We start from the raw sequence: 26,803 nt of genomic DNA, 5'->3' as shown, positions 1-26,803 counted from the left end.
TGTGAAGCGTGCGATCCTGCTGTTGCCGCTGGCGATCTTCCTGGTCGTCGCGGTATTCCTGTTCCGCGGCCTGTGGCTCGACCCCAGCGAGCTGCCCTCGGCGCTGATCGACAAGCCGTTCCCGGCCTTCGCCCTGCCCGGCGTGCTGGAGCCGGGCAAGACCTATACCCAGGCCGACCTCAAGGGCCGCCCAGCGCTGGTCAACGTCTGGGGCACCTGGTGCCCGACCTGCCGCTTCGAGCACCCGGTGCTGGCCAAGCTGGCCGAGCAGGGCGTGGTGATCGTCGGCATCAACTACAAGGACGACAACGCCGCCGCGCAGAAGTGGCTGCAGGACCTGCACGACCCCTACGTGCTGAACATCGCCGATGCCCAGGGCACCCTGGGCCTGGACCTGGGCGTGTACGGCGCGCCGGAGACCTACGTGATCGACAAGGACGGCATCATCCGCCACAAGCTGGTCGGCGCCGTCGACGAGAAGGTCTGGCGCGAGCAGCTGGCGCCGATCTACCAGCGCCTGGTGGACGAGGCGGGGGGCAAATGAAACGACTCCTCGCCGCGGCCCTGCTGGGCCTGAGCCTCGCCGGCGTGGCCCACGCCGCCATCGACACCTACGAATTCCCCAACGAGGCCGAGCGCCAGCGCTTCCGCAGCCTGACCACCGAGCTGCGCTGCCCGAAGTGCCAGAACCAGGACATCGCCGACTCCAACGCGCCCATCGCCGCCGACCTGCGCAAGCAGATCTACGAGCAGCTGCAGCAGGGCAAGAGCGATGAGCAGATCGTCGACTACATGGTCGACCGCTACGGCGACTTCGTGCGCTACAAACCGCCGGTCAACGCCCGCACCTGGCTGCTCTGGTTCGGCCCGGCAGCCCTGCTGGGCCTGGGCGTGCTGGTGGTGGGCGTGCTGGTGGCGCGCCGCCGCCGCAGCGCCGCCGGTCCGTCCGCCAGCCTGTCCGCCGAGGAACAGGCCCGCCTGAATCAATTGCTGGATAACCAAGACAAATGATCGATTTCTGGCTCGCCGCCGGCCTGCTTGCGCTGGTGGCCATGGCTTTCCTGCTGATTCCGCTGCTGCGTGGCCGCCGCGCCCAGGCCGAGGAAGACCGCACCGCCCTCAACGTCGCCCTGTACCAGGAACGCCTCGCCGAGCTGGACGCCCAGCACGCCGCCGGCACCCTCGACGACGCCCAGCTGCAGGCCGGGCGCGCCGAGGCCGCCCGCGAACTGCTGGCCGACACCGAAGGCGAGGGCGAGCGCCGCTCGCGCCTGGGCCGCGCCGCGCCGCTGCTGGCGGCCGTGCTGCTGCCGCTGCTGGGCCTGGGCCTGTACCTGCACTGGGGCGCCAGCGAGAAGCTGGCGCTGTCCCGCGAGTTAGCCGAGCCGCCGCACTCCATGGCGGAGATGACCGAGCGCCTGGAGAAGGCCGTGCAGGCCCAGCCGGATTCCGCCGAGGGCTGGTACTTCCTCGGCCGCACCTACATGACCCAGGAGCGCTTCGAGGATGCCGCCAAGGCCTTCGAGCGCGCCGCCAACCTCTCCGGGCGCCAGTCCGAGGTGCTCGGCCAGTGGGCCCAGGCGCTGTACTTCGCCAACGGCAAGAAGATGGCCGGCACCGCCCAGGCCCTGGCCGACGAGGCGCTCAAGCAGAACCCGGAGGAAGTCACCACCCTCGGCCTGATGGGCATTTCCGCCTTCGAGGACCAGCGCTACGCCGATGCCGCCGACTACTGGCAACGCCTGGTCGCCGCGCTGCCGGCCGACGATCCGTCGCGCGCGGCCATCCAGAGCGGCATCGAGCGCGCCCGCCAGCACCTGGCCGAGCGCGGCGAGAAGCTGCCGGAAGCGCCGGCCGCGGCAGCCACTGCCGGCGTGACGCTGAAGGTGCGGGTCGACCTCAGCGACGCGGTGAAGGGCCAGGTCAAGCCGGACGACAGCGTGTTCGTCTTCGCCCGCGCGGTGAACGGCCCGCCGATGCCGCTGGCGGTCAAGCGCCTGAAGGTGGCCGACCTGCCGGACGAGGTGTCGCTCAGCGATGCCGACGCCATGATGCCGCAGCTGAAGCTGTCGGCCTTCCCGCAGGTGGAGCTGGTGGCGCGGGTGTCGCGCGCCGGCAATGCCATCAGCGGCGAATGGATCGGACGCAGCCAGCCGTTGTCTACTGCCGGCGCGGGCGATCAGGCGGTGACCATCGACAGCCCGGACCAGCATTGACCGAACCCTTCCTGGAGGTGCGCCCGTGAAAGGCCGAATCCTCGCCCTCGCGGCCCTGCTCGCCCTGGCCGGTTGCGCCGGCCAGCAGCCCCACACGCAAGCCCCGGCGCCGGCCCCGCAACCCGGCGCCAGCGGCCAGCCGCCGGCGGCCCTGCCGTCGAACAAGCCGGCGCCGCGCACGGCCATCACGCCGAACCCGCAGAACCCCTCGAACAAGCCCCGCAGCACCCACACCCAGTTCGCCCCGCCGCCGGGCGGCAAGGGCCGCTGGGACCCGAACCTGGGCGTCTACGTGATCCAGGGGCAGAAGGACCTGTACTACCGCCAGCGCACCTACTACCACTGGGACGGCGCCTGGTACTGGGGCGTGAGCCCGCAGGGCCCCTGGACCGCCACCGACGCCAACGGCGTGCCGCCGGGGTTGAGCCGGCGCTACGCGCAGCCCTGAGGCCGGTGATTTTCGTAGGAGCGAGCTTGCTCGCGAACAGCGTTTCCCGGTGGCATGGATGTTGGGTTCAAGAGCGCCCTCTCCCCAACCCTCTCCCTGAAGGGAGAGGGGGCTGTCCTGAGCGGTCTGGAAGTCAGGCGCGATCCTTCTCCCTCGTCATTTCCGTGAACGCGGAAATGGAGATTAGGAGTGTCAGGATAACTCCGGATTTACCGCTCGCTCCGAACGGCCCCCTCTCCCTCTGGGAGAGGGTTGGGGTGAGGGAACGGTGTCAACCCAAACCCCACAGCTACCGGGAGGCACCATTCGCGAGCAAGCTCGCTCCTACGAAGAGCCGTGCCAGTTCTTGCTTTGGGACTGCCAGCCCGTAGGGCGCATAACCGCGGACGCGGGAATGGCGGGAATAGATGGGAGCTTCAGGATGACTCCGGATTTACCACTCGCTCCGAACGGCCCCCTCTCCCTCTGGGAGAGGGCTGGGGTGAGGGGGCGGAGTTCACCCCAAACACTGCAGCCGCCGGGAAACACTGTTCGCGAGCAAGCTCGCTCCTACACAACAAAAGCTCACTCCAACGTCCCATGGGGCGCGGCATCCATCACTTCCACCCGGTTGCGCCCGCTCGCCTTGGCCCGGTACAGGGCCTGGTCGGCCGTGCTGTAGAGCCTTTCGTAGGTGCTCGACACGCCGCTGGCCAGGCCGGCGATGCCGAAGCTGGCGGTGAGGTAGAGCAGGCCGTCCTTCATCGGCAGCGGGGTGTCTTCCAGCAGCTTGCGCAGCTTCTCGGCTATCACCCGGGCCTGGGGCGCGGCGGTGTCCGGTAGCAGCAGGAGGAACTCCTCGCCGCCCAGGCGCGCCACGCTGTCGCTGCTGCGGGTGTGCTTGCGCAGCAGGGTGGCGGTGTGGCGGATCACCTCGTCGCCCAGCGGGTGGCCGTAGCGGTCGTTGATGAACTTGAAGTGGTCCAGGTCGATCATCAGCAGGCTCACCGGCATCGGCTGGCGGTCGCAGCGCGCCAGTTCCTGCTTCACCAACTGGTCGAACTGGCGGCGGTTGAACAGCCCGGTCAGCGGGTCGTGGCCGGCCAGGTATTCCAGCTGCAGGTTCTTCTCTTCCAGCTCCTTGCGCTGCCGGCGCAGGTGCTGGCGCTGGCGCAGGTTGCGCAGATGGCCGAACCAGAGGATCTGCGACAGCAGCAGGCCGATGCCGCAGATGGTCAGGCCGCCCATCTGGTTGGACAGGCGCAGCTGCGGGTCCGGCTGGGCCACTTCCATCGCCAGCTCGAAGGCGACGAACAGCACGACGTAGAGCAGCGTGGCGAACACCGGGCGCAGCAGCAGGATCAGCGCCGTGGCCACCGCGCCCATGAGGAAGGGCGTGATGCTGCTGGTCACCTCCTGGTCGAAGCAGGTGATGACCAGGCCGAAGCCCAGCAGCACGCCGGCGCCCAGCAGCGCCAGCAGCTCGCAGTACCATGGCGGCGGCGCCTGCGGGCGCTGGCGGGCCTGCCAGGCGAGCAGGCCGAGGCTGAGCAGCAGCGCGGCCACCACCGCGTGGGTGAGGATGATGTGCTGGCGCCAGCCGTCGAATTCCGGGAGGCTGCCCTGCAGGTTGAGCCAGAACACCAGGATGTGCACCAGGCCGAAGGGCACGGCCAGCAGCGCCAGCCAGGCCAGGCGCCTGAGGTTCTCCGTGGCCACCGGTCGCGCCAGGGAGCGGGCGAGCTGGAATTGCTGGCGAAGGCGTTGCGGGAACGGCTGGGACACGGGGCTCGTCCTGTGCGCGATGGCATCCGGCTATGAGCATAGCCATATGCCGCCAGGCTGTCCCGCCGCCTGCCGGGGGAGCGCGGCTTTTCGCTTGCAGCCTGGCCTGGCGGCTGGGCATAGTCCGCTACCTGTCAGGCAGCACGGCGAAAGGAGTAGGACATGGGCGAACGGGTACTGCGGTTTTCCGCACAGGACGGCCTGGATGCCGAACGCGCCGCCCTGGACCAGGTGTTCAGCGGCCAGGCCGACAGCCGCCTGCTGTTCTGGCGCCCGTTGCAGCAGGCGCTGGTGATGCCGCGCCGGCTCAGCCGCCTGGCCGGCTTCGCCGAGGCCGAGGCGCGCTGCGCCGAACTCGGTTGGCCGATCGCCCTGCGCGACACCGGCGGCGAGCCGGTGCCGCAGTCGCCGGCGGTGCTCAACGTCGCCCTGTGCTACGCGGTGCCCGATGGCGACAACGAGCAGACGCGCATCGACACCGCCTACCTGCGCCTGTGCCAGCCGCTCTGCGACTGGCTCGCGGCCATGGGCCTGGACGCCGGCGTGGGCGAGGTCGACGGCGCCTTCTGCGACGGCCGCTACAACGTCAACATCGGCGGCCGCAAGCTGGTCGGCACCGCCCAGCGCTGGCGCCGCCGGCAGAGCGACGGGCGCTACGTGGTGCTGGCCCACGGCGCCATCCTCATGGAGAACCAGCGCGAGGCCATGGCCGAGGTGGTCAACGTCTTCTACCGCGCCGTCGAGTTGCCGGCCGACATCCGTGGCACCAGCCACGTCGCGCTGGACGAACGGTACGCGCAGCCCTGGCAGCAGGTCGAAGCGCTCGCCGGGCAGTTCCAGCGCCACCTGATCGACCAGGGCCTGCCGCCGGTCTGATCGACACCCTTTCCGTTCCACCCGCCCGGCCGCGCGCCGGGCCTCATCCTGCCAAGGAGCGTTCCGGCATGGAGCATGGTTCCAACTATCTGCAATCGGCGGTGGTCTTCCTCATCGCCACCGTCTTCATGGTGCCGCTGGCCAAGCGCCTGCAACTGGGCGCGGTGCTCGGCTACCTGCTGGCCGGGGTGCTGATCGGGCCTTCGGTGCTGCGCCTGATCGACGACCCGGAAAGCGTCGCCAGCCTGTCCGAGCTGGGCGTGGTGCTGCTGCTGTTCATCATCGGCCTGGAACTGTCGCCCAAGCGCCTGTGGGTGATGCGCAAGGCGGTGTTCGGCATCGGCCTGGCCCAGGTGCTGCTCACCGCGCTGGTGATCGGCGTGCTGGCGCACCTGGCCTTCGAGTTGCCGCTGAACACCTCGGTGGTGCTCGGCGGCGGCCTGGCGCTGTCGTCCACCGCCTTCGGCCTGCAGATCCTCGCCGAGCGCAAGGAGCTGGCCAGCCCCCACGGCCGCCTGGCCTTCGCCATCCTGCTGTTCCAGGACATCGCCGCCATCCCGCTGATCGCCGCGGTGTCGCTGCTCGGCGCGCGGGCCGACGAGGCCGCGCCGGGCGGCGACTGGCGCCACTTCCTCGAAGTGGTGGGGAGCATCGCCGTGGTGGTGGTCGGCGGACGCTACCTGCTGCGCCCGGTGTTCCGCACGGTGGCGCGCACCGGCATGGCCGACCTGTCCACCGCCACCGCGCTGCTGGTGGTGGTGGGCACCGCCTGGCTGATGGAGCTGGCCGGGGTGTCCATGGGCCTGGGCGCCTTCCTCGCCGGCCTGCTGCTGGCCGACTCGGAATACCGCCACGAGCTGGAATCGCAGATCGAGCCGTTCAAGGGCCTGCTGCTGGGGCTGTTCTTCATCAGCGTGGGGATGAGCGCCGACCTCGGCCTGCTGTTGCATTCGCCGCTGCTGGTGCTGGGCCTGACGCTGCTGCTGATCGGCCTGAAGCTGCCGCTGCTGTACCTGCTCGGGCGCCTCACCGGCGGCCTCGACGGCCATTCGGCGCTGCGCCTGGGCATCGTCCTGGCGGCCGGCGGCGAATTCGCCTTCGTGGTGTTCAAGCTGGCCCGCGCCGAAGGGCTGCTGGACGCCAACCTGCACAGCCTGCTGGTGCTGTGCATCACCCTGTCGATGGCGGTGACGCCGCTGCTGGTGCTGCTGGCCGCGCGCCTGATGAAGCCCGAGCCCGTGCCGGTGCGCGAGGCGCCGGAGGAGTACAAGCGCATTGAGGGCGACGCGCCGCGGGTGGTGATCGCCGGCATGGGCCGCATGGGCCAGGTGGTCGCGCGGATCATGCGCGCCCAGCGCGTGCCCTTCATCGCCCTGGACACCTCGGTGGACACCATCGAGCTGAGCCGCAGCTATGGCAGCATCCCGATCTTCTACGGCGACCCGCTGCGCCCGGAAATCCTCCGCGCAGCCCAGGTGGACAAGGCCGAGTTCTTCGTCGTCGCCACCGACGACCCGCAGACCAACATCGACACCGCGCGCCTGGTGCGCAAGCTCTACCCGCACGTGAAGATCATCGCCCGGGCGCGCAACCGCCAGCACGTCTACCACCTGCTCGACGCCGGGGCCAGCCCGGTGCGCGAGCTGTTCCACTCCAGCCTGGAGATGAGCCGGCGGGTGCTGGTGGAAATGGGCCTTTCCGAGGAGCAGGCGCTGGCGCGCATCCGCCGCTTCCGCCGCCACGACGAGGAAGTGCTGATGGCCCAGTACAAGGTCTACGACGACGCCGCGGCGGTGATCCAGACCGCCCGCGAGGCGCGCCAGGAACTGGAGACGCTGTTCGAGGCCGACCAGTTGGAAGACCGCGGCGTGGGCAAGCCCTGAGCGGGCTGGGCGCTACGGATGGACCGGCCGCGCTTCAGCCGCGCACGCGGCGGCGCGGCGGTTCGTCGATGCGGATGGACTCGCCGGGCGAGCGCAGGTCGGCGTGGGCCAGGCGCGAGCCGCCGGGGCCGTCCAGCGGCGGCGGGGCCGCGGGGCCGGCCTGGGCGCCGCGAGCCAGCAGGCCGCAGAGCAGCAGGGTGGCGAGCCGCCATGGGCGTTCGGCCATGGGGCTGCCTCTTGCCAGGGAGTTTTCCTCAGCCTGGCCTGCATGGCTCAGCGCGGGTAGAGCGGTGGCAGGCTGTTGCCCTCGGCCGTCGCCGCGCTGCCGCCTTCCGCGGCGGGCAGGGTGCGGATCGCCCGCCAGAGGTCCTCGCCTTCCCAGTTGTGGCCGCCCTCGCTGTCGCTGTAGAGCGCGCCGTTGAGGCCGTCCATGGCGTCGGACAGCGGCACGAAGCGCGCCGCCATGTCGGCCAGGGTTTCCGGCTGCTGGCGCGCCCAGGCGTCGAGGGCCTGGCGGGTGGCGTGGGGGTCGTTGGCCTGGCAGCAGCGGCGCAGTTCGTCGAGCAGGGTGCGGGCGCTGGGCGCGTTGGCCGCGGCGCGGACGATGGCCGGCTGGCGCCGGGCGCGCCACCAGAGACCGAAGCCGAGCAGGCTGGTCAGGGCCAGCAGCAGGGTCGCCAGTTGCCACGGCCAGAGGCGCTGGCCGTCGGGGCTCACGGCGCCTTCCAGCGGCGCCGGGGGCGGTGCCGCCAGCTGCGGGTTGGCGCCGACGTCCAGGCTGCGGCCGGGCAGGGTGGTGTGCTCCAGGCGGTCTTCCTGGGTGTTCCACCAGGTGATCTCGATGTCCGGCAGGCTCAGCTGGCCGGCCTGCTCCGGGATCAGGGCCTGGCGTTCCTCGCGGCTGCCGATCACTCCCTGGTCGCCCTGTTCCTCGGCCAGCTGCGGCTGGTCGGGATAGTGCCGCAGCCCGGCCGGCAGGGCCTGGGGCAGCGGCGGCAGCTGGGCGCTGGAGAGGCCTTCCACGCGCAGCATCAGGTTGCGCGTCAGGGCTTCGCCGGCCTTCGCCTGCTCCGGCTGCGGCGCCCAGCTTTCGCTGAGGCTGACGGCGCGGGCCGGCAGCCAGGGCGCGTCGGCCGGGTAGTCGGCGGGCTTGGGCTTCACTTCCAGGGGAATTTCCGGCGAGCTCACCCGCAGGCGCTTGCCGGGCAGCACGCCGAAGGTGTCGCCGGGGCTGTTGCGCGCCACCCGGGTGGCGCTGAAGTTCAGCGCCGGGATGGTCAGCTCGCCGCTGTGCTGCGGGAAGATCGCGAAGCGCACCTCGATGACGCCGTGGCGCACGCCGTTGATTTCCTTCTCGTAGGTGCGCGGCTGGCCGAGTTGCTCGACCTTGGCGTCGTCGATCTGCAGCGGGCTGAGGCTGCTGTCGTCGTACAGCGACACCGAGTGGTAGATGCGCAGGGTGAGGATGGCCTGGGCCTGCACGTAGACCGACTCGTGGTCGAGGCTGGCGTCGATGAACACCGGCGAGAGCTTCTGCTGCTCGTCCGCGTCCTCGGCCTTGAGCACCTGCAGGGCGATCGGCTGGGTCTGCCCGTTGCCCATGCGCAGCGCCGGTATCTGCAGGGCGCCGCTGCGGGTGGGGCGCAGGGTGATGATCCAGCGCGTGGTGGCCTGGGCCTGGCCGTCGAGGGTGGTCAGGCGGTTGACCTGGCGGGTGCCGAGGATTTCGAAGGCGTCGCCCAGGGGCGTGAGGTCCGGCTTGCCGAACTGCGTGGGGTCGTCGGACTCCAGCGTCAGGTCCAGGCTCTCGCCCTCGGTCAGGCGCGCGCGGTCGACGCTGGCGGTGAAGCTGGCCTGCGCCTGGAATGCGAGCAGGCTGAGCAGGATCAGGCAGATCATCCGTTTCATGGCAGGTTTTCCTGGCGCTGCTGCTGTTGGTACCAGAATTTGCGGCGCAGCAGTTCGGAGGGTTCGTCGGGAATCTGCCGCAGCCATTGTTCCAGGGCCTGGCGGCTTTCGTCGCTGAGCTTCCCTTCGTCCGCTGTGGGGGCGGGGAGTTCCGTCGAATCGGCGGGCGGCTCGTCGTCCGGGCCGGCGGCCTGCAGGCGCTCGGCGCTGGCCTGCTGGCGGTTCTGCAGGGCCGCGGAGGGGCGCGTGGGCCGTTCTTCCAGGTTCTGCTGCTGCGAAGGCTTGGCCGCTGCCGTCGGCGCCGGCTCGGTTTCGCCGCTGCGGCTGGCCTGGGAGGCATTGGGGCGCTGCTGGGCGGCGTCCTGCTCGCGCTGGCGCAGCAGGTCCTCCAGCAGCGCCTTGTTGCGCTGGGCCTGTTGCAGGCCGGGCTGCAGTTCCAGCGCCCGCTCGTAGGCGTCGATGGCGGCCTCGTACTGCTCGGCGCGGGCCAGGGCGTTGCCACGGTTGTAGTGGTCGGCGGCGCTGTCGCCCAGGGCGAAGGCGTGGGCCGCGCCGTCGTAGTCGCCGGCCTGGTAGAGGGCCAGGCCGCGCCAGCGGAAGTCGGCGAAGCGCCGGGCGGCGTCGGCCGGGCGCTGCTCGGCGAGCAGGCGCTGGCCCTGCTGGTCGGGGCGCAGCCAGAGGTCGACGAACTCGAAGGCCATGGCCGGTTGCGGCGCGCCCAGCCACAGCGGCAGCAACAATGGCAGGCTGAACAGCCAGCCGCGGCGGCCGGCGCAGGCGGCCAGCAACAGCAGCGGCAGGAGCAGCCAGTAACCCTGGTCGGCCCAGCGCTGCAGGCGCAGCACGGCGTCGTTGCCGGCGGCTTCCAGGCCGCGGTTGGCGTCCAGCAGGCCGAGGGCCCTGAGGTCGCGGTCGCTGGCGCCCAGGCGCTGGTAGCCGGCGTCGAGGCTGGCGGCGAACTGGCGCAGCCCGGCCTCGTCGAGGCGCGGCAGGAGGATGCCGCCCTGGTCGTCCTTCAGGTAGGTGCCGTCTTCCTGGGGGATGGGCGCGCCGCCGGCAGTGCCCACGGCGAGGATGGCGAAGTCCCGGCCGTGGCCGTGCAGGGCCTGGCGGATGCCCTGCCGTTCGCTTTCCTCCAGCCCGCCGGTGAGCAGCAGCAGGCGGCCGTTGCCCTGGGCGCCCTGGTCGAGCAGGCGGCGCGCCTGCTGTACGGCGAGGTCGGCGCGCTGCCCCGGCTCGGGCATGATCGACGGCTTGAGCGCATCGAGCAGGTTGCGCGCGGTGAACAGGTCGTTGGACAGCGGCACCAGGGTGTGGGCGCTGCCGGCGTAGACGACGATGGCGGTCTGCGCGTCGGGGCGCGCGCGCAGCAGGTCGAGGAGCTTGCGCCGGGCCTGTTCCAGGCGGCTGGGCGGCAGGTCGCCGGCGAGCATCCGCGGCGTCAGTTCGAGGATCACCACCAGCGGGTCGCTGCGCTGCATGGCCGGTTGCTCGACGCGCTCCCAGCTCGGCCCGAGCAGCGCCAGCACCGCCAGCAGCCAGGCCAGGCCCAGGTACAGCCAGGGGCGGCGGTCGGGGCGGCCGCTGCCGCCCTGGAGCAGCCAGGGGTGGAAGGCCGCCGGCAGCAGCAGTTGCCAGCGGCCGGCGCGGCGCTGGCGGTGCAGCAGCTTCCACAGCAGCCAGGCGAGCAGCGGCAACAGCAGCAGCCAGCCGGGGTAGAGCAGGTGCGGCCAGAGGCTCATGGGCGCCTCCACGGCCAGCGCCAGTGCTGCGCCGGCCAGAGTTCCGCGGCCACCAGCAGCAGGCTCAGCAGCAGCGCGGCGGCCAGCGGCCAGTGGTAGAGGGCCAGGGCCGGGCGCGCCTGGGTGGGCTTCTGCGTCACCGGTTCGAGGCTGTCCAGGGTGCTGGAGACGGCCTCCAGCTCGGCGCCGTCGCGGGCGCGGAAGTATTCGCCGCCGGTGAGGCCGGCGATCGCCTTCAGGGTGGCTTCGTCCAGGTCCAGGCCGGGGTTGAGGCCGAGCATGCCGAGCACGCCGCCGGGCTGCGGGTCGGCGCCGATGCCGATGGTGTAGATCTTCACGCTCTCCTCGGCGGCCAGGCGCGCGGCGGTCAGCGGCGGGATCTCGCCGGCGGTGTTGGCGCCGTCGGTGATCAGCACCAGCACGCGGCTCTGCGCCGGGCGCTGGCGCAGGCGCTTGACGGCAAGGCCGATGGCGTCGCCCAGGGCGGTGTCCTTGCCGGCGATGCCGATCAGCGCCTCGTCCAGCCAGACGCGCACGGTGTGGCGGTCGAAGGTCAGCGGCGCCTGCAGGTAGGCCTTGCTGCCGAACAGGATGAGGCCGACGCGGTCGCCGCGGCGCGCCTCGATGAAGTCGCCGAAGAGCTTCTGCACCAGGTTCAGGCGGCTGATCTCGCTGCCCTGCCAGGTGAGGTCGGCGGTGTCCATGGAGCCGGAGACGTCCACCGCCAGCAGCAGGTCGCGGCCGCTGGCGGGGATCGGCAGCGGCTCGCCGACCCATTGCGGGCGCGCCGCCGCCAGCAGCAACAGCAGCCAGAGCAGCACGAAGGGCGCCTGCAGGCGCCAGGCCGGCAGTTGCGCGCGGGCGCGGCGGCCGGCCAGGCCTTCGAGTTCGGCGAGGAAGCTGACCTTCAGCGCCGCCTCGCCGCTGTCGGCCGGCGGCAGCAGTACGCGCAGCAGCCAGGGCAGCGGGGCGAGCAGGAAGACCCAGGGCCAGGCGAACTCAAACATGCTTGCGCACCCAGGTTTCCACGGCGGCGGCGAGGCCGTCGATGGCCTTGTCGTCGAGCTTGCATTCGGCGCGGTAGCCGCCTTCCACCAGGATCATCCAGCGCGTCAGGCCGGCGGCCGGGCAGCGGTTGTCGAGGAACGCCAGCCAGGCGCGGCCGCTCAGGGTGTGGCAGCTGTCGTCCGGCCAGCGCGCCCGCGACAGGCGCTTGAGCAGGGCGTTCTGCGCCTGCAGCCAGGGGCCGGCGGGGGCGCCGCCGTAGGGCCGCGGCAGGCGCGCCAGTTCTTCCAGGGCGGCGACGCGGATAGGCTCCAGCGGCGCTTCCGCCGGAACTGGCGCGCGGCGGCGCGGCAGCAGGCGGTGGCGCCAGCGCCACAACGCCCAGGCCAGCGGCGGCAGCAGCGCGGCCAGCAGCCACCAGCCCGGCGCCGGCGGCCACCAGGGCACGGCGGCCGGCTGGATCAGCGGTTCCAGAGCGTCGAGGGGATTCACGGGCGTTTCCCCGCGGCGGGCTGTTCGAGTTGGTCGAGCAGTTGCTCGACCAGGTCCAGCTGGGTGCTCAGCGGCAGTAGCGGCACGCCCAGGCGCTGGCTGACCCGCGCCCAGCGCTCGCGGCGCGCCTCGCCCAGGGCGCGGTAGGCCAGGCGCTGTTCGTCGACGTGGGTGTCCACTTCGAGCAGGGCCTGGCCTTCGGCGAAGCGCATCAGCCCGGCGGCCGGCAGGGCGTGGTCGAGCGGGTCGGACACCGGCAGCAGGACCAGGTCGGTGTGCCGCGCCAGCAGGCCCAGCTGCTGCTCGGCCAGGTCGCCCTGGGGCGAGTGGGCGAGGGCGCGTTCGTCGCAGACGATCATCACCAGGCTGCCCGGCCGCAGCACCTCGCGGGCGCGGCGCAGGGCCAGGCCGAAGCCGTCGCCGGCGGACGCCGCGGCGCCGTCGGTGAGCAGCGCGTGGTTGGCGCGGACGATCAGGTTGAGCAACTGCAGCTGGCTCTGCTTGCTGCGCCGCGGCTTGATCTCGTGGGTGTCGTGGTCGCTCAGCACCAGGCCGCCGATGCGGTCGTTGTGGGCCAGCGCGGCCCAGCCGAGCAGGGCCGCGGCGCGCGCGGCCAGCACCGACTTCAGGCACAGGCCGGAGCCGAAGAAGGTCCGCCGGCTCTGCTCGACGAGGACGAACACCGGGCGCTCGCGCTCCTCGTGGAACAGCTTGGTGTGCGGCTCCTGGGAGCGCGCGGTGACGCGCCAGTCGATGGTGCGCACGTCGTCGCCGGGCTGGTACACGCGCACCTGGTCGAAGTCCACGCCGCGCCCGCGCAGGCGCGAGTGGTGCAGGCCGATCAGCGGGCTGCGCCGGGCCGGGGTGGAGAACAGCTGCACCTCGCGCAGGCGATGGCGCATGTCGATCAGCTCTTGCAGGCTGACCGTCACGCCGTTGCTGGCGGTGTCCGGCATCAGGCCACGGCGACCACGTCGAGGATGCGCTGGACCACGCGGTCCTGGTCGATCCCCGCGGCTTCCGCCTCGAAGGAGAGGATCAGGCGGTGGCGCAGCACGTCGAACAGCACCGCCTGGATGTCCTCGGGGCTGACGAAATCGCGCCCGGCCAGCCAGGCGTGGGCCCGCGCGCAGCGGTCCAGGGCGATGGAGCCGCGCGGGCTGGCGCCGTAGGCGATCCACTCGGCCAGCTCGGCGTCGAACTTGGCCGCGGTGCGGGTGGCCATGACCAGCTGCACCAGGTATTCCTCCACCGCGTCGGCCATGTACAGGCCGAGGATTTCCTTGCGCGCGGCGAAGATCGATTCCTGGGTCACCTGGCGTTCCGGCCGCGTCTCGCCGTTAAGCGCCTCGCCACGGGCCTGCTGGAGGATGCGGCGCTCCACCGAGGCTTCCGGGTAGCCGATCTTCACGTGCATCAGGAAGCGGTCGAGCTGGGCCTCGGGCAGCGGGTAGGTGCCTTCCTGCTCGATGGGGTTCTGGGTGGCCATCACCAGGAACAGCGGCGGCAGGTCGTAGGTGCTGCGGCCGATGCTGACCTGGCGCTCGGCCATGGCTTCCAGCAGCGCCGACTGTACCTTGGCCGGGGCGCGATTGATCTCGTCGGCCAGCACCAGGTGGTGGAAGATCGGCCCCTGCTGGAAGCAGAAGGTGCCGTTTTCCGGGCGGTAGATCTCGGTGCCGGTGATGTCCGCCGGGAGCAGGTCGGGGGTGAACTGGATGCGATGGAACTCGGCCTCCAGGCCTTCGGCGAGGTCCTTGATGGCCTTGGTCTTGGCCAGCCCGGGCGCGCCTTCCACCAGCAGGTGGCCGTCGGCGAGCAGGGCGATGAGCAGGCGCTCGACGAGCTTTTCCTGGCCGAGGATCTGGCTGGAGAGGAAATGTCGCAACGCGAGGAGCGACTCACGGTGTTCCATCGAATGCGGGTTCCTGGAATGGGGAAGGCGGCGTGCCGGAGCCGCCGGGGGCATTACTTTACTGCATCGGCGCAGGCGCGTGCAGGGTGGCGTGGCGCCGCCGCGCGGCTCCCCGCTTCCACGGGCCGACGAGGAGGCTTCCCACGGGACAAGGACGCGTTTCCGAAGCGCACTGCCACTAATTTGGGAAGCTCCTCATGGACAACGTGGAGTAGATGGACATGGAACGCAATGCTCTGCATTTCCCGGCCGTCCTGGCCGGCCTGCTGTTCTTCGCTCACCCGCACGCCGCGGCCGCGCCGCTGAGCCTGGCCCCCGGTTCCGGCAACGCCGGCCTGGGTTCCGCCGGCAACGGCGTGCCCGTGGTCAACATCGCCACCCCCAACGCCAATGGCCTGTCGCACAACAAGTTCGGCCAGTTCAACGTCGGCCGCGAAGGCCTGATCCTCAACAACTCGCCGGGCGGGGCGCAGTCGCAGCTGGGCGGCGCCATCGCCGGCAACCCCAACCTGGGCAAGGGCGCGGCGCGCAAGATCCTCGGCGAGGTCACCGGCGGCAGCCCCTCGCAGCTGCGGGGCGCTATCGAGATCGCCGGGCCGGGCGCGCACTTCATCCTCGCCAACCCCCACGGGGTGACCTGCAACGGCTGCGGCTTCATCAACATGCCGCGGGCCACCCTGACCACCGGCAAGCCGATATTCGACGGCGACCGCCTGGCGGGCTACGACGTCGACGGCGGGCACATCGGCATCGAAGGCGCCGGGCTCGACGCCCGCGAGGTGGGGCGTTTCGAGCTGATCACCCGCAGCGCCACGCTCAACGCCGCGCTGCATGCGCAGCAGCTCGACGTGGTGGCCGGACGCAACCGCGTGGACGGCGAAAGCCTGGCGGCCAGCGCCAAGGCCGACGATGGCCGCCCGCGGCCGCGCCTGGCCATCGACAGCTCGGCGCTGGGCGGCATGTACGCCAACGCCATCCGCCTGGTCGGCACCGAGCAGGGCGTGGGCGTGAAGCTGGCCGGGGAACTGGCCGCCAGCGCCGGCGACATCCGCATCGACGCCAACGGCCGCCTGGAGCTGGCGCGCCTGCAGAGCGCCGGCGGCGTGCGCCTGAAGGCCGGGGACATGCACCTGAGCGGGCCGGTCGGCGCAGGGGGCGACGCCGAGCTGTGGGCTTCCGGGAGCCTGACCAACCAGGGCCGGCTGGAGAGCGCCGGCGGCCTGTTCATGCGCCTGGGCGGCGGCCTGGTCAACCGGGGCGGCGAGCTGCGCGCCCAGAGCATGGACCTGAGCCTGGCCGGGGCGCTGGACAACAGCCGGGGGCTGATCGAAAGCCGCGGCGGCCTGCGCCTGCACGCCGCGTCCCTGAGCAACGGCCAGGGACGCATCCGCGCCCGTGGCTGGGAGGGCGGCACCGACATCGGCATCGGCGGCGTGCTGGACAACCGCAACGGCAGCCTGGAGACCTACGCCCGCGACCTCGACCTGCGCAGCGGCAGCCTGCTCAACGACAACGGCTGGGTCTGGCACGGCGGCAACGGCCGCTTCGGCATCGACCTGGCGCAGCTGGGCCTGGCCGGCGGCCGCTTCGTCACCCGTTCCGTGCTGCACATCAAGCGCGACCACTGGCTGAACAACAGCAGCCTGCAGGCCCGCGAGCTGATCCTGGAGGTGGGCGAGCTGGAGCAGGGCGCCAGCGGGCGCCTGAACGGCACCCTCGGCGTGCGCGGTAGCGGCCACGACTGGCGCAATGCCGGGTTGATCGCCAGCGAGTCCGGGCTGTCGCTGGAGCTGAGCGGGCGCTACAGCGGCAGCGGCCGGCTGCTCAGCCAGGATGGCTTGAGGATCAGTGCCGATTCCCTGGAACTGGAGCGTGGTGGCAGCCTGATCAGCGGGATGTATGCCCAGCTCGATATCCGCAACGCGCTCGTCAACCACGGCACGCTCCTGGCCTATGACGAGATCTGGCTGAATGCCGGGCGGTTGGTCAACTACGGGGTGCTGGGCAGTGGTTCCGAGTTGTACCTGGACGTGGGTAGCCTGGAGGATGAAGGGAACATGTTCAGCAATGGCGATGTGGAGTCGCATATTCCCTGGAGCTGGACGCTCTAGATCGGGGCTCCGAGCCTGATGCCGTTTCTCTGCCCGGGAGAAGCGGCCCCGTAGGATGGGTTGAGCGAAGCGATACCCATCACCCTGGCCCGATGGGTATCGCAAGCTCAACCCATCCTACGAAAAGCACCTCGGCGCGGCCTGCAAGACAGCTGCAGGGAAGCACGGGCGTAGGAGCGGACTCCGTCCGCGATTGGATTCACCGGCTACACCGGACACCCCGGTGGCACGAACGGCCCCCTCTCCCGCTGTGGGAGAGGGTTGGGGTGAGGCCCCCCGGAAAGGGACGCTTAGCCCTTGCCCGAATGAACCGCATCAGGCACCCCGAGCCGGGTTTCCCCCATTGGCCCGGCGGCTGCGCCGGGGATCGGCGTCAGGCAGCGCAGCGGGCTGTTGCCGTTGCGCACCTGGCGCATCTTCGGCGCGCCGCCGAGCACCACCGCCAGGTAATAGACCCAGGCCAGCGGGCGGGGCATGCCGGCATTGCGCAGCATCCGCAGGAACAGGCGGTCGGCGCTGGCCTTGTCCAGCGGCGAGACGTTGAGGAACTGGTAGAGCGCGTCGTGCACCAGGCTGGCATGGTGCGCCACCGGCCAGAACACCTGCCTGCGGCGGATTTCGCCGTCGCGGATGCAGGCCACGTCTTCCAGGTGCTCCCACCAGTCCGGGGTGCCGAAGATCGCCAGCCAGTAGAAGGGCGAACAACCATCCCAGGCGTAGGTGCGCGGTCGGTCGAAGTGGTAACGCACCTCGCCGCGGGCCAGGTCGACCTCGCTGTGCCCGGGGTTGACGATGATGCGCCCGTCGTGGATCACCAGCCATTCGCTATAGAAGAAGCGGCCGCGGGCCTCTTCGCAGAACACCGTCAGCGGGAAGTCGATGTAGTTGACCCAGGGGCCGGGCCTGTCGCGGCTGCAGAAGCCCCAGCGCTCCACCGAGGCTGCCCGTGCGGCACGGACACGCCGCAGGCGCTCGCGGCGGCCGACCAGTTGCGGCAGCAGCACGCCCAGGTACACCGGCAGGGCGCCGGCCAGCAGGTACTGCAGCAACAGCGGCTGCAGCAGCCAGGCCAGGCCCAGCAGGAGCAGGCCGAGCAGGGTGACCAGCAGGTTGGCGAGGTGGCGCAGCAGCGGGCGCTGCAACGGGGGAACGGCTTGCATGGCATCCTCCGTGATGTCGAGGATGCCATTGTGCCATTATCGTTGGCCGGCTTCAGTCGACCTGTCGCCATTGCGCCAGCAGTTGCCGGTGCGCCGCCAGTGCCGCGGGTTGCACGCTGGGCCGCAGGCGCAGCTCGGCGCCCGGCAGGCATTGCGCCAGGCGCGCCAGGGCCCTGGGGCTGAGGGCGCCCAGGCGCGGGTAGCCGCCGATGGTCTGGCGGTCGTTGAGCAGCACTATCGGCTGGCCGTCCGGCGGCACCTGCACGGCGCCCAGGGGAATGCCCTCGGAGATCATCGGCCGGCCCAGGTACTGCAACGCCGGGCCGAGCAGGCGCATGCCCATGCGGTCGGCGCGCTGGTCGAGGGTCCAGGTGGCGTCGAAGGCGTCGAACAGGCTCTGCCCGGCGAAGTCGCCGGCCTGGGCGCCGAGCACCAGTTCCAGCTCCGCCGGGCCGTCGTAGCGCGGTTGCTGGTGGGCCTGCATATGGCGCTGCGGGGGCGTTCCGCCGGCGGCGCGCAGTTCGTCGCCGGCCATCAGCGGCTTGCCCTGGCCGTCGAGGCCGCCGAGCCCTTCGCGGACGACGGTGGCGCAACTGCCCAGCACCGTCTCGCCGAGGAAACCGCCGGGCGCCGCCAGGTAGGCGCGCACGCCGCTGCGCGGCTGGTGGAAGGCCAGGCGTTGGCCGCTGCGCAGTTCGAAGGCCTGCCAGGGCGCCAGCGGCTGGCCGTCGATTTCCGCCGCCAGGTCGGCGCCGGCCAGGGCCAGGCGCACGTCGGCATGGGCGCGCAGGGTCACGCCGCCCAGGGGAATCTCCAGCACCGCCGCGTCCAGGCGGTTGCCCAGCAGCCAGTTGGCCCAGGCCTGGGCTTCCCAGTCCAGGGCGCCGCCCTGGGTCACGCCCAGGTGGCGCACGCCGAAGCGGCCGCCGTCCTGCAACTGGGCCAGCGGGGTGCTCTTTTCCACGTGGAGGATTTTCATGCCTGGCCCTCCTCGGCGGGCATGGGCGTGTCGTCGCCGCCCAGGCGGATGAATTCGGCATGGTCGATGGCCTCGAAGCGCACCCGGTCGCCGGGTTGCAGCAGGCTGTAGCCGTCGCGCCCGCGGTCGAACAGGCGCGCGGGGGTGCGCCCCAGCAGGTTCCAACCGCCAGGGGAGGCCAGCGGGTAGGTGGCGGTCTGGCGCTCGGCGATGCCGACGCTGCCTGCGGCGACGCGCTGCCGCGGGGTGGCCAGGCGCGGGGTGGCCAGGGCCGGCTCGACCAGGCCCATGAAGGCGAAGCCCGGGGCGAAGCCGAGGGCGAACACCTGGTAGGCGCGGCCGCTGTGGCGGCGGATCACCTCGGCCACGCCCAACCCGGTGTGCCGCGCCAGGCGCGCCAGGTCGGGGCCGACGCTGGGGTCGTACCACACCGGCAGGACCTGCTCGCGGCTGTTCTCCCCGGCCAGCGGCCGCAGGCCGTCGAGGGCGGCGAACAGGCGCTCGCGGATCGCCAGCGGCTCCAGCCGCAGTGGGTCGAAGCGCAGCATCAGGGTGGTATAGGAAGGCACCAGCTCCAGCAGCTCGTCGCCGAAGACCGCGCGCAGGCGCTGCGCGGCGGCCAGCAGCCAGGGCATGTTGGCTTCGTCGATGGTGTCGAACAGGCGCAGCATGTAGCTGTCCAGGGCGACCACTTCCAGGCGCGGCCTCATGCCGGCACCAGGGCGCCGAGGGCGGCGCGCAGCTGGCGCACGGCTTCCACCGAGCCGGGGTTGTCGCCGTGCACGCAGATGCTGTCGGCGCGCAGGCGCAGCGCGCTGCCGTCGCTGGCGCCGAGCGCCTCGCCGCGGGCCAGGGTCAGCGCCTGGGCGATCACCTGGCGGCTGTCGTGGTGTACCGCGCCGGGCAACTGGCGCGAGACCAGGTGGCCTTCGGCGGTGTAGGCGCGGTCGGCGAAGGTCTCGAACCACAGGCGCAGGCCGAACTCGGCGGCCATGGCCAGGGCGCCGTGGTTGTCGCGGGTGGACAGCAGCATCAGCGGCAGCCCGCGGTCGTAGGCCGCCACCGCGCGCATCACCGCGCGCAGTTGCTCGGGCTTGCGCATCATGTCGTTGTACAGCGCGCCGTGCGGCTTGACGTAGCTCACCCGGGCGCCCTGGGCGCGGCAGATGCCGTCGAGGGCGCCGATCTGGTAGTGCAGCATGTCCTCGATCTCCTGCGCGCTGCATTCCAGCGAGCGGCGGCCGAAGCCGAGCAGGTCGGGGTAGCCGGGATGGGCGCCGATGCGCACGCCGTGCTCCAGCGCCAGGGCCACGGTGCGGCGCATGCTGCCGGGGTCGCCGGCGTGGTAGCCGCAGGCTATGTTGGCGCAGTCGATGTACGGCATGACCTCGGCGTCCAGGCCCATTTTCCAGGCGCCGAAGCTTTCGCCGATGTCGCAGTTGAGCAGGGGGAGGTGCATGGTCGTCCTCGAAGGTCGCTGCGGCTCAGGGTTCCAGCTGCTTGCCGCGGGTTTCCGGCAGGCTCAGGGCGGCGAGGATGACCACGCCGTAGGACACCGCGGCGAAGCCGCCGATGCCCAGGCCCAGCGGCACGTGCTGGCTGATCATGCCGATGAGCATGGGGAAGAGCGCGGCGATGGCGCGCCCGGCGTTGTAGCAGAAGCCCTGGCCCGAGCCGCGGATGCGGGTGGGGAAGAGTTCGGTGAGGAAGGCGCCCATGCCGCTGAAGATGCCCGAGGCGAAGAAGCCCAGGGGGAAGCCCAGCCAGAGCATGGCCGCGTTGGGGATTGGCAACTGGGTGTAGAGCAGCACCACGATGAAGGAGCCGACCGCGAACAGGATGAAGTTCTTCTTGCGCCCCAGCAGGTCGGTGAGGAAGGCGCTGATCACATAGCCGACGTAGGAGCCGAGGATGACCATGGCCAGGTAGCCGCCGGTGCCGAGCACGCTGAGATGGCGTTCGGTCTTCAGGTAGGTCGGCAGCCAGGAGGTGATGGCGTAGTAGCCGCCCAGGGCGCCGGTGGTGAGCAGCGAGGCGCGCAGGGTGATGCTGAGCATGCCGGGGGCGAAGATTTCGTGGAAGCTGGTCTTTTCGTTGCTTTCCAGGGCCTTGGCGCGCTGGTAGACCTCCGGCTCCTTGACCAGGCGCCGGACGAACAGCACGAACAGCGCCGGCAGCAGGCCGAGGAGGAACAGCGCGCGCCAGGCGTACTCGGGCGGCAGCACGCTGAACAGCAGGGCGTAGAGCAGGGCGGTGATGCCCCAGCCCAGCGCCCAGCCGGACTGCACCAGGCCCACCGCCTTACCGCGGTCGCGGGCGCGGATCACCTCGCCGATCAGCACCGCGCCGGCGGTCCACTCGCCGCCAAAGCCGAAGCCCATCAGGGTGCGCGCGATCAGCAACTGCTCGTAGTTCTGCGCCAGCCCGCAAAGGAAGGTGAAGAAGGCGAACCACAGCACCGTCAACTGCAGGGTGAGGACGCGGCCGATGCGGTCGGAGAGAATGCCGGCAACCCAGCCGCCGGCGGCGGAGGCCAGCAGGGTGAGGGTGTGGATCAGGCCCGCCTCGCCGGTGCCGATGCCCCACAGGGCGATCAGCGTGGGAATGACGAAGCTGAGCATCTGGGTATCCATGCCGTCCAGGCCGTAGCCGATCTTGCAGCTCCAGAAGGTCCGTCGTTCCTGCTTGTCCAGGTCACGGTACCAGCCGAAATAGCTGCCGCTGCTCACGTCGAGGGGGACGGCCGGGCTCGCCTGCTTTTCCATGGGGGATCTCCGCTCTTGCGTTCTTGGAATTGTTCTAGCGGCCGGTACCACATCTTGCCGTCGCCTGGGCCCGGATTCTTCGAGGCGCGGGGGCATGCGTCCAACTAATTTATGCGGTCGCCGGTGACAAGAATTTCCGATACCCGCCCCTGGCGCGGAATTCGCGGCGCCGGCGGGGCGGGGTTATGCTTGCGCGTCCCCGTCCGGTACTGGCCATGAACCTGAAATTCCTCGAGACCTTCGTCTGGGTCGCCCGCCTGAAGAGCTTCCGCCTCACCGCCGAGAAGCTCTTCAGCACCCAGGCCGCCATTTCCAGCCGTATCGCCGTGCTCGAAGGCGATCTGGGCGTGAAGCTGTTCGTCCGCGATTCCCGCGGCGTGACCCTGACCCCCGAGGGCCACCAGGTGCTGGAGTACGCCGAGCGCATGCTCGACACCGCGCAGTCGCTGCGCCAGGCCATAGACGCCGGCCGCGTCGGCCAGGGGCGTATCCGCATCGGCGCCATGGACACGGTCATCCACACCTGGCTCAGCCCCCTGGTGGCACGTGGCATGGAGCGCTTCCCGGACCTCGAGATCGAGCTGATGGCGGACACCGCGATCAACCTCGCCGAGCAGTTGCGCAAGGGCTACCTGGACCTGATCTTCCAGACCGACGCCATCCGCCACGAATCGGTGCTCAATCTGGAGCTGGGCAGCTACCCGCTGCGCTGGGTGGTGCCCCGGGGCTCGCCCTACGACCGCGACTACACGGGGCTGGAGGACCTGTTCCGCGAGCGCGTGCTGACCTTCTCCAAGCATTCGCGGCCGCACCTGGACCTGCTCACCATGCTTCAGGCCCGCGACGTCAGCCTGCCGCGGCTGAACTGCGTGAACTCGGTGGCGGCGATGACGCGCCTGGTGCGCGATGGCTTCGGCATAGGCGCGCTGCCGCCGGCCCTGGTGGTCCAGGAGCTGGAGCGCGGCGAACTGCGGGCGCTGGACGTGGAGCCGTCGCCGCCGGAGCTGCCATTGGTGGCCTCCTGGCGCGGCGGCAGCGGCCTGGAGCTGGTGGAGCAGGTGGTGGAAATGAGCCGGACGGTGCTCGCCGACTACGCGGCCGGCGCCGGCGAGTCGCGCATCGTGCTGCTGCCTGCGGGCCGCTGAATCAATTTTTCCGATGCCCGGGGGCGGAAACTATTTGTTGGACGGCGTCGGCGCCGGCCGACTAGAACGGGGGCCTTGCCCACCATCAGGAGACCGCCGATGACCCCGGCCCAGCCCCACGATCTCGCCTCCCTGAGCCCGCTCGAACTGCGCCGGCTGATCCGCCGCGGCGACTACGCCGGGCACACCAGCAGCCTCGGCCAGCGCCACCTGCAGGCCAACATCGTGATCCTGCAGCGTTCCTGGGCCGACGAGTTCCTGCGCTTCTGCGTGCTCAACCCGCGCGCCTGCCCGCTGCTGGACGTCACCGAGCCCGGCTCGCCGCGCTTGCACAAGCTCGGCGTCGACATCGACGTGCGCAGCGACGTGCCGCTGTACCGCGTGTACCGCCGCGGCCAGCCCCACCGCGAAACGAGCGACATCGGCGAGCTGTGGGAGGCCGACTTCGTCGCCTTCGCCATCGGCTGCTCCTTCTCCTTCGAGCAGGCGCTGCAGGACGAAGGCATCGCCCTGCGCCACATCGAGCAGGGGCGCAACGTGGCCATGTACCGCACCCATATCGCCAACACCCCCTCCGGGCGCCTGGCCGGCCACATGGTGGTGTCGATGCGCCCGCTGAAGGCCGCCGACGCGGTGCGCGCCAGCCAGATCACCGGGCGTTTCCCGCTGACCCACGGCGCCCCGGTGCACATCGGCGACCCGGCGCTGATCGGCATCGCCGACCTGCAGGCGCCGGACTACGGCGAGCCGGTGGCCCTGGCCGCCGACGAACTGCCGGTGTTCTGGGCCTGCGGCGTCACCCCGCAGGCGGTGCTGGCCGAGGCCGAGCCGGAGCTGTTCATCACCCATGCGCCGGGCTGCATGCTGGTCAGCGACCTGCTCTACGGCCAGCTCTGAGTCCCGCGCCCAGGGCGCCTGTTGCGGGGGAAACTCGGCCGCCTGGGCGCCCTCGCTGCCCTTGCATGCCCGCTACCGCGCAGGCGCTGGGCCAGGCCATCCACGCCTGGCCCAGCCCGCAGGCGGCACGGATAACGGAGCGTTTCCCGGCGTGTTACCGGCCACCTTAGGCCGTGCAGCCTGCTCGTTGCCTGGTTTGTCGCTGTTACCGCCGGGACGCTGGGTAGCCTTTCGCTAGCACGCTGCTCCATTTGGTAACGCCCGCCCCGTAGTGGGGCATGTGGGCGCCGGCACTTCCCCCGAAAGAGCGGATTTTTTCCTTCCCAACGCCATTTTCAGTCGGCCTTCTTATTAATTGGCATCAAGTTTGATTACTCGTAACGGAAAGATTGTTGAACAATCACCGTGCGAGGGCTTCACCATGAAACAGCGATTTGCAGGCAAGGCGGGCTGGCTGGCGGCACTGGCGTTGCCCGGCGTACTGGCGCTGGCCGCACCGGCCATGGCGGCGGTAACCGGCACCCTGGAGGAGGGCCGCTTGAGCATCGGCTCGGACCTCACCTACCCACCCTACGCCTACCTCGAGCAGAGCCGGCCCGCCGGCTTCGACCCGGAGTTCATGAGGGCGCTGGGCAAGCAGTTGAAGCTGCAGCCGGAGTTCCGCGACACCCGCTTCGCCAACCTGGTGATGGGCGTCAACGCGCGGCGCTTCGACGTGGTCGCCTCGGCGCTCTACGTCACCCCCGAGCGCGCCCGCCAGGTGGACTTCCTGCCCTACCTGAAGAGCGGCGCCTCGCTGATGGTGCGCAGCGACGACGACTTCCGCCCGCAGCGCGCCGAGGACCTGTGCGGCAAGCGCGTGGCCTCGATCAAGGGCGGCTCGTGGATTCCCAGGCTGCTGGAGGTCTCGCGCGACTACTGCGTGGCCCAGGGCAAGCCGGCGATCCAGTCGCGGGAATTCCCCACCTCGCCGGAAGCGGCCCAGGCCCTGCTGGCCAAGGCGGTGGACGTGCAGTTCGAGAACGCCGCGGTGGCCAAGATCACCGCCGAGAAGCTGCAGGGCCGCCTGCAGATCGCCTCCCGCGAGCTGATCTACCCGGTGGTCATCGGCCTGGCCGTGCGCAAGGGCAACGGCGAACTGCTCGACGGCCTGCGCCAGGGCTTCGAGGCCATGAAGCAGGACGGCGAATACCAGGCCCTGCTGGCGCGCTACAACCTCGCCGAACCGAGCGCGGCGGACGTCGCCCAGGCGCTGGGCAACTGAACCGACGACCGGCCGAGCAATACGGAGCAAGAACATGCATTTCGATTGGCACTATGCCCTGGGCCTGCTGTGGAACGCCGATTTCTGGCGCGCGGTGGGCACCGTGGTGGAGCTGAGCCTGGAAACCTGGCTGCTGGGCATCGTCCTCGGCTTCCTGGTGGCCCTGGCCCGGCAATCCTCGCGGCGCTACCTGCGCGACGCGGCGGCGCTGTACATCTGGTTCTTCCGCAGCCTGCCGCTGCTGGTGCTGCTGATCTTCGTCTACAACCTGCCGCAGGTCTTCCCCGGCACCAGCGCGCTGCTCTCCAACCCCTACGGCGCCGGGCTGATCGCCATGGTCCTGAGCGAGACGGCCTATATCGCGGAAATCCATCGCGGCGGCCTGCTGGCGATCGCCAAGGGCCAGCTGGAGGCCGGCAAGGCGCTGGGCATCGGCTACCGCGGCGTGCAGTGGCTGATCGTGATTCCCCAGGCGCTGCGCGTGGCGTTGCCGACCCTGGCCAACGAGTACATCACCATCGTCAAGCTGACCTCGCTGGTCTCGGTGATCTCCCTGAGCGAGATCCTGCTGGTCGGCCAGCAGCTCTACACGCAGAACTTCCTGGTGATGGAGACCATGCTGGCGGTGGCCTTCTACTACGTGTTCATCGTCACCGTGTTCAGCTACCTGCTGCGGCGCCTGGAGAACCACCTCGACGTCACCCGCCGGCAGCCGCGCCCGGTGCCGGTCGGCGAGCTGCCGGCGGTGGTTTCGCGGCGCAGCGAGGCCAGCGCCGGGCAGGGCGCCTTCGCCCTGCAGGTGCGCGGGGCGCGCAAGCACTACGGCCAACTGGAGGTGCTCAAGGGCATCGACCTCGACGTGCGCTGGGGCGAGGTGGTGTCGATCATCGGCCCCTCGGGTTCGGGCAAGACCACCCTGATCCGCACCCTCAACGGCCTGGAAGCGCTCGACCAGGGCGAGGTGACTCTCTGCGGCAAGCCGTTCCTGCGCGGCGCGCGCGAGCCGGGCGGGCCGCTGGGCAACAAGGTGCACATGCAGGGCATCGTCCAGGTCGGCATGGTGTTCCAGGGCTTCAACCTGTTCCCGCACAAGACCGTGCTGGAGAACGTCATGCTCGCCCCACACCACCATGGCCACGCCGATAGCGCCGAGCTGCGCCAGCTGAGCCTGGCGCTGCTGAACAAGGTGGGCATGCTCGAACACGCCGGCAAGTACCCGCACCAGCTCTCCGGCGGCCAGCAGCAGCGCGTGGCCATCGCCCGCGCGCTGGCCATGTGCCCGGCGGTGATGCTGTTCGACGAGCCGACCTCGGCGCTGGACCCGGAGCTGGTCGGCGACGTGCTGGCGGTGATCGAGGAACTGGCCAAGGAGGGCATGACCATGGTCATCGTCACCCACGAAATGAACTTCGCCTTCCGCCTGTCCGACCGCGTGGTGTTCATGGAGGCCGGGCGCATCGTCCAGGCCGGGCCGCCGCGCGAGCTGCTGGAGCAGCGCAGCGAGCGCATGGGGCGGTTCCTCAAGGACGTCCAACTGGCCTGAGGAGGGCCGCAGATGAAAAACAAAGACGCCGGCGGCCTGTCGCTGTCGGCCCAGGTCGCCAACGAACTGCGCGAGGACATCATCGGCGGGCGCCTGCTGCCGGGCATGGCGCTCATCGAGAGCGAGCTGGTGAAGGGCTACAACGCCTCGCGCAACACCATCCGCGAGGCCCTGCACCAGCTCGGCCGCGAGGGCCTGGCCACCTACGTGCGCAACAAGGGCGTGATGGTGCGCCGCCTGGGCCTGGCCGAGGTGCGCGACATCTTCCTGGTGCGGCGCACCCTGGAGCTGCAGGCGATCCTCGCCAGCAAGCCGCTGCGCGAGTACCAGTCCGACCGCATGCTGGAGGCCATAGAGGCCGCCGAGCTGGCCCAGGACCGCGAGGACTGGCAGGCCTTCGGCACCCACAGCCTGCACTTCCACCAGCACATCGTTGGGCTGATGCGCAGCCCGCTGTTCGACGAGTTCTTCGCCAACGTCGCGGCGCAGATGCGCCTGGTGTTCTCCCTCGCGCCCAACGAGGAGAACTTCCAGCGCCCCTGGATCGACCGCGACCGGCACATCCACGACCTGCTCGGCGCCGGCCGCAAGCACGAGGCGGCGGAGGCCATGGCCAGCTACCTCGAGGATTCCGAAAACGCGCTGCTGGACCTGCTCGGCACGCCCCACTCCCTCTGAACCAGGAGACAC

General features: G+C 70.7%; 25 protein-coding genes. 12 read left to right on the top strand and 13 right to left on the bottom strand.

Annotated elements, in window-relative coordinates; translation table 11 throughout:
• Window position 1 precedes the first annotated feature (1 nt).
• Genes dsbE through IG194_RS05200 form a run of 4 tightly spaced genes read left to right on the top strand, consistent with a single transcriptional unit; the run spans window position 2 to window position 2,664 of the window.
• Window positions 2-544, top strand: a complete 543-nt coding sequence (gene dsbE / locus IG194_RS05215) for a thiol:disulfide interchange protein DsbE (protein ID WP_009621133.1) — start codon at window positions 2-4, stop codon at window positions 542-544.
• A complete protein-coding gene (locus tag IG194_RS05210) occupies window positions 541-1,011 on the top strand; it encodes a cytochrome c-type biogenesis protein (protein WP_058490761.1) in 471 nt (156 codons plus the stop codon). The genes dsbE and IG194_RS05210 overlap by 4 nt, the downstream gene beginning before the upstream one ends.
• A complete protein-coding gene (gene ccmI, locus IG194_RS05205) occupies window positions 1,008-2,216 on the top strand; it encodes a c-type cytochrome biogenesis protein CcmI (RefSeq protein ID WP_058490759.1) in 1,209 nt (402 codons plus the stop codon). Before IG194_RS05210 ends, ccmI begins: the two co-directional genes overlap by 4 nt.
• A 25-nt stretch (window positions 2,217-2,241) precedes the next feature.
• Window positions 2,242-2,664, top strand: a complete 423-nt coding sequence (locus IG194_RS05200; protein WP_043313584.1) for a hypothetical protein — start codon at window positions 2,242-2,244, stop codon at window positions 2,662-2,664.
• A 564-nt stretch (window positions 2,665-3,228) separates the two neighbouring features.
• Here IG194_RS05200 and IG194_RS05195 read toward each other — a convergent pair.
• The gene (locus tag IG194_RS05195; protein WP_058490753.1) at window positions 3,229-4,428 is read right to left on the bottom strand and encodes a GGDEF domain-containing protein; all 1,200 of its coding nucleotides are present in this window, start codon (window positions 4,426-4,428) and stop codon (window positions 3,229-3,231) included.
• Between the two features lie 162 nt (window positions 4,429-4,590).
• Here IG194_RS05195 and IG194_RS05190 point away from each other — a divergent pair, with 162 nt between their 5' ends.
• Both IG194_RS05190 and IG194_RS05185 read left to right on the top strand, forming a co-directional pair.
• On the top strand, window positions 4,591-5,304 hold the full coding sequence (locus IG194_RS05190; RefSeq protein WP_058490751.1) for a biotin/lipoate A/B protein ligase family protein: 714 nt from the start codon (window positions 4,591-4,593) through the stop codon (window positions 5,302-5,304).
• Window positions 5,305-5,372: 68 nt separating this feature from the next.
• Window positions 5,373-7,187, top strand: coding sequence for a monovalent cation:proton antiporter-2 (CPA2) family protein (locus tag IG194_RS05185; RefSeq protein WP_058490749.1), 1,815 nt, complete (start codon window positions 5,373-5,375; stop codon window positions 7,185-7,187).
• Between the two features lie 34 nt (window positions 7,188-7,221).
• Here IG194_RS05185 and IG194_RS05180 read toward each other — a convergent pair whose 3' ends face one another.
• From IG194_RS05180 to IG194_RS05150, 7 genes are read right to left on the bottom strand one after another with little or no spacing between them, the layout of a single operon-like run.
• Window positions 7,222-7,413, bottom strand: a complete 192-nt coding sequence (locus tag IG194_RS05180) for a hypothetical protein (protein WP_064987640.1) — start codon at window positions 7,411-7,413, stop codon at window positions 7,222-7,224.
• Between the two features lie 47 nt (window positions 7,414-7,460).
• Window positions 7,461-9,095 (bottom strand): BatD family protein, encoded by a 1,635-nt coding sequence (locus tag IG194_RS05175; RefSeq protein ID WP_058490747.1) that lies wholly within the window; start codon window positions 9,093-9,095, stop codon window positions 7,461-7,463.
• Window positions 9,092-10,849, bottom strand: a complete 1,758-nt coding sequence (locus IG194_RS05170; RefSeq protein WP_412535747.1) for a VWA domain-containing protein — start codon at window positions 10,847-10,849, stop codon at window positions 9,092-9,094. The genes IG194_RS05175 and IG194_RS05170 overlap by 4 nt, the downstream gene beginning before the upstream one ends.
• A complete protein-coding gene (locus tag IG194_RS05165) occupies window positions 10,834-11,844 on the bottom strand; it encodes a vWA domain-containing protein (protein ID WP_058071993.1) in 1,011 nt (336 codons plus the stop codon). The genes IG194_RS05170 and IG194_RS05165 overlap by 16 nt, the downstream gene beginning before the upstream one ends.
• Complete coding sequence (locus tag IG194_RS05160; RefSeq protein ID WP_043313594.1) at window positions 11,837-12,334, bottom strand: DUF4381 domain-containing protein; 498 nt, start codon at window positions 12,332-12,334, stop codon at window positions 11,837-11,839. Before IG194_RS05160 ends, IG194_RS05165 begins: the two co-directional genes overlap by 8 nt.
• On the bottom strand, window positions 12,331-13,290 hold the full coding sequence (locus IG194_RS05155) for a DUF58 domain-containing protein (RefSeq protein ID WP_058490744.1): 960 nt from the start codon (window positions 13,288-13,290) through the stop codon (window positions 12,331-12,333). Before IG194_RS05155 ends, IG194_RS05160 begins: the two co-directional genes overlap by 4 nt.
• Complete coding sequence (locus IG194_RS05150) at window positions 13,290-14,249, bottom strand: AAA family ATPase (protein ID WP_009621155.1); 960 nt, start codon at window positions 14,247-14,249, stop codon at window positions 13,290-13,292. Before IG194_RS05150 ends, IG194_RS05155 begins: the two co-directional genes overlap by 1 nt.
• Before the next feature lie 221 nt (window positions 14,250-14,470).
• On the opposite strand from IG194_RS05150, the gene IG194_RS05145 reads away from it, so the two are divergent.
• Window positions 14,471-16,360, top strand: coding sequence for a filamentous hemagglutinin N-terminal domain-containing protein (locus tag IG194_RS05145; RefSeq protein WP_064987641.1), 1,890 nt, complete (start codon window positions 14,471-14,473; stop codon window positions 16,358-16,360).
• A 290-nt stretch (window positions 16,361-16,650) separates the two neighbouring features.
• On the opposite strand, the gene IG194_RS05140 is transcribed toward IG194_RS05145, so the two are convergent.
• Genes IG194_RS05140 through IG194_RS05120 form a run of 5 tightly spaced genes read right to left on the bottom strand, consistent with a single transcriptional unit; the run spans window position 16,651 to window position 21,264 of the window.
• On the bottom strand, window positions 16,651-17,520 hold the full coding sequence (locus IG194_RS05140; RefSeq protein ID WP_058490742.1) for a DUF1353 domain-containing protein: 870 nt from the start codon (window positions 17,518-17,520) through the stop codon (window positions 16,651-16,653).
• A gap of 52 nt (window positions 17,521-17,572) precedes the next feature.
• Window positions 17,573-18,499 (bottom strand): biotin-dependent carboxyltransferase family protein, encoded by a 927-nt coding sequence (locus IG194_RS05135; protein WP_058490741.1) that lies wholly within the window; start codon window positions 18,497-18,499, stop codon window positions 17,573-17,575.
• Window positions 18,496-19,209: a 5-oxoprolinase subunit PxpB gene (gene pxpB / locus IG194_RS05130; protein WP_058490740.1), complete on the bottom strand. Its 714-nt coding sequence runs from the start codon at window positions 19,207-19,209 to the stop codon at window positions 18,496-18,498. Before pxpB ends, IG194_RS05135 begins: the two co-directional genes overlap by 4 nt.
• On the bottom strand, window positions 19,206-19,958 hold the full coding sequence (locus IG194_RS05125; RefSeq protein WP_058490738.1) for a 5-oxoprolinase subunit PxpA: 753 nt from the start codon (window positions 19,956-19,958) through the stop codon (window positions 19,206-19,208). Before IG194_RS05125 ends, pxpB begins: the two co-directional genes overlap by 4 nt.
• Window positions 19,959-19,983: 25 nt before the next feature.
• Window positions 19,984-21,264, bottom strand: a complete 1,281-nt coding sequence (locus IG194_RS05120; protein WP_058490736.1) for an MFS transporter — start codon at window positions 21,262-21,264, stop codon at window positions 19,984-19,986.
• 215 nt (window positions 21,265-21,479) lie between these two features.
• Here IG194_RS05120 and IG194_RS05115 point away from each other — a divergent pair, with 215 nt between their 5' ends.
• From IG194_RS05115 to IG194_RS05095, 5 genes are all read left to right on the top strand, one after another.
• Complete coding sequence (locus tag IG194_RS05115) at window positions 21,480-22,409, top strand: LysR family transcriptional regulator (RefSeq protein WP_058490734.1); 930 nt, start codon at window positions 21,480-21,482, stop codon at window positions 22,407-22,409.
• A gap of 99 nt (window positions 22,410-22,508) precedes the next feature.
• A complete protein-coding gene (locus tag IG194_RS05110; protein ID WP_058490732.1) occupies window positions 22,509-23,306 on the top strand; it encodes a putative hydro-lyase in 798 nt (265 codons plus the stop codon).
• Between the two features lie 421 nt (window positions 23,307-23,727).
• Window positions 23,728-24,570: an ABC transporter substrate-binding protein gene (locus tag IG194_RS05105; RefSeq protein ID WP_058490730.1), complete on the top strand. Its 843-nt coding sequence runs from the start codon at window positions 23,728-23,730 to the stop codon at window positions 24,568-24,570.
• A gap of 34 nt (window positions 24,571-24,604) precedes the next feature.
• A complete protein-coding gene (locus IG194_RS33140) occupies window positions 24,605-26,113 on the top strand; it encodes an amino acid ABC transporter permease/ATP-binding protein (RefSeq protein ID WP_058490728.1) in 1,509 nt (502 codons plus the stop codon).
• Between the two features lie 12 nt (window positions 26,114-26,125).
• The gene (locus tag IG194_RS05095) at window positions 26,126-26,791 is read left to right on the top strand and encodes a GntR family transcriptional regulator (RefSeq protein ID WP_043267379.1); all 666 of its coding nucleotides are present in this window, start codon (window positions 26,126-26,128) and stop codon (window positions 26,789-26,791) included.
• Window positions 26,792-26,803: the final 12 nt, after the last annotated feature.

The sequence above is a fragment of the Pseudomonas sp. ADPe genome (genome assembly GCF_014843515.1).
In the GTDB taxonomy this organism is placed as follows: Bacteria; Pseudomonadota; Gammaproteobacteria; order Pseudomonadales; family Pseudomonadaceae; genus Pseudomonas; species Pseudomonas citronellolis.
Note: the sequence above shows the minus strand (reverse complement) of the source record. Positions and strands in the feature narration are given on the sequence as shown.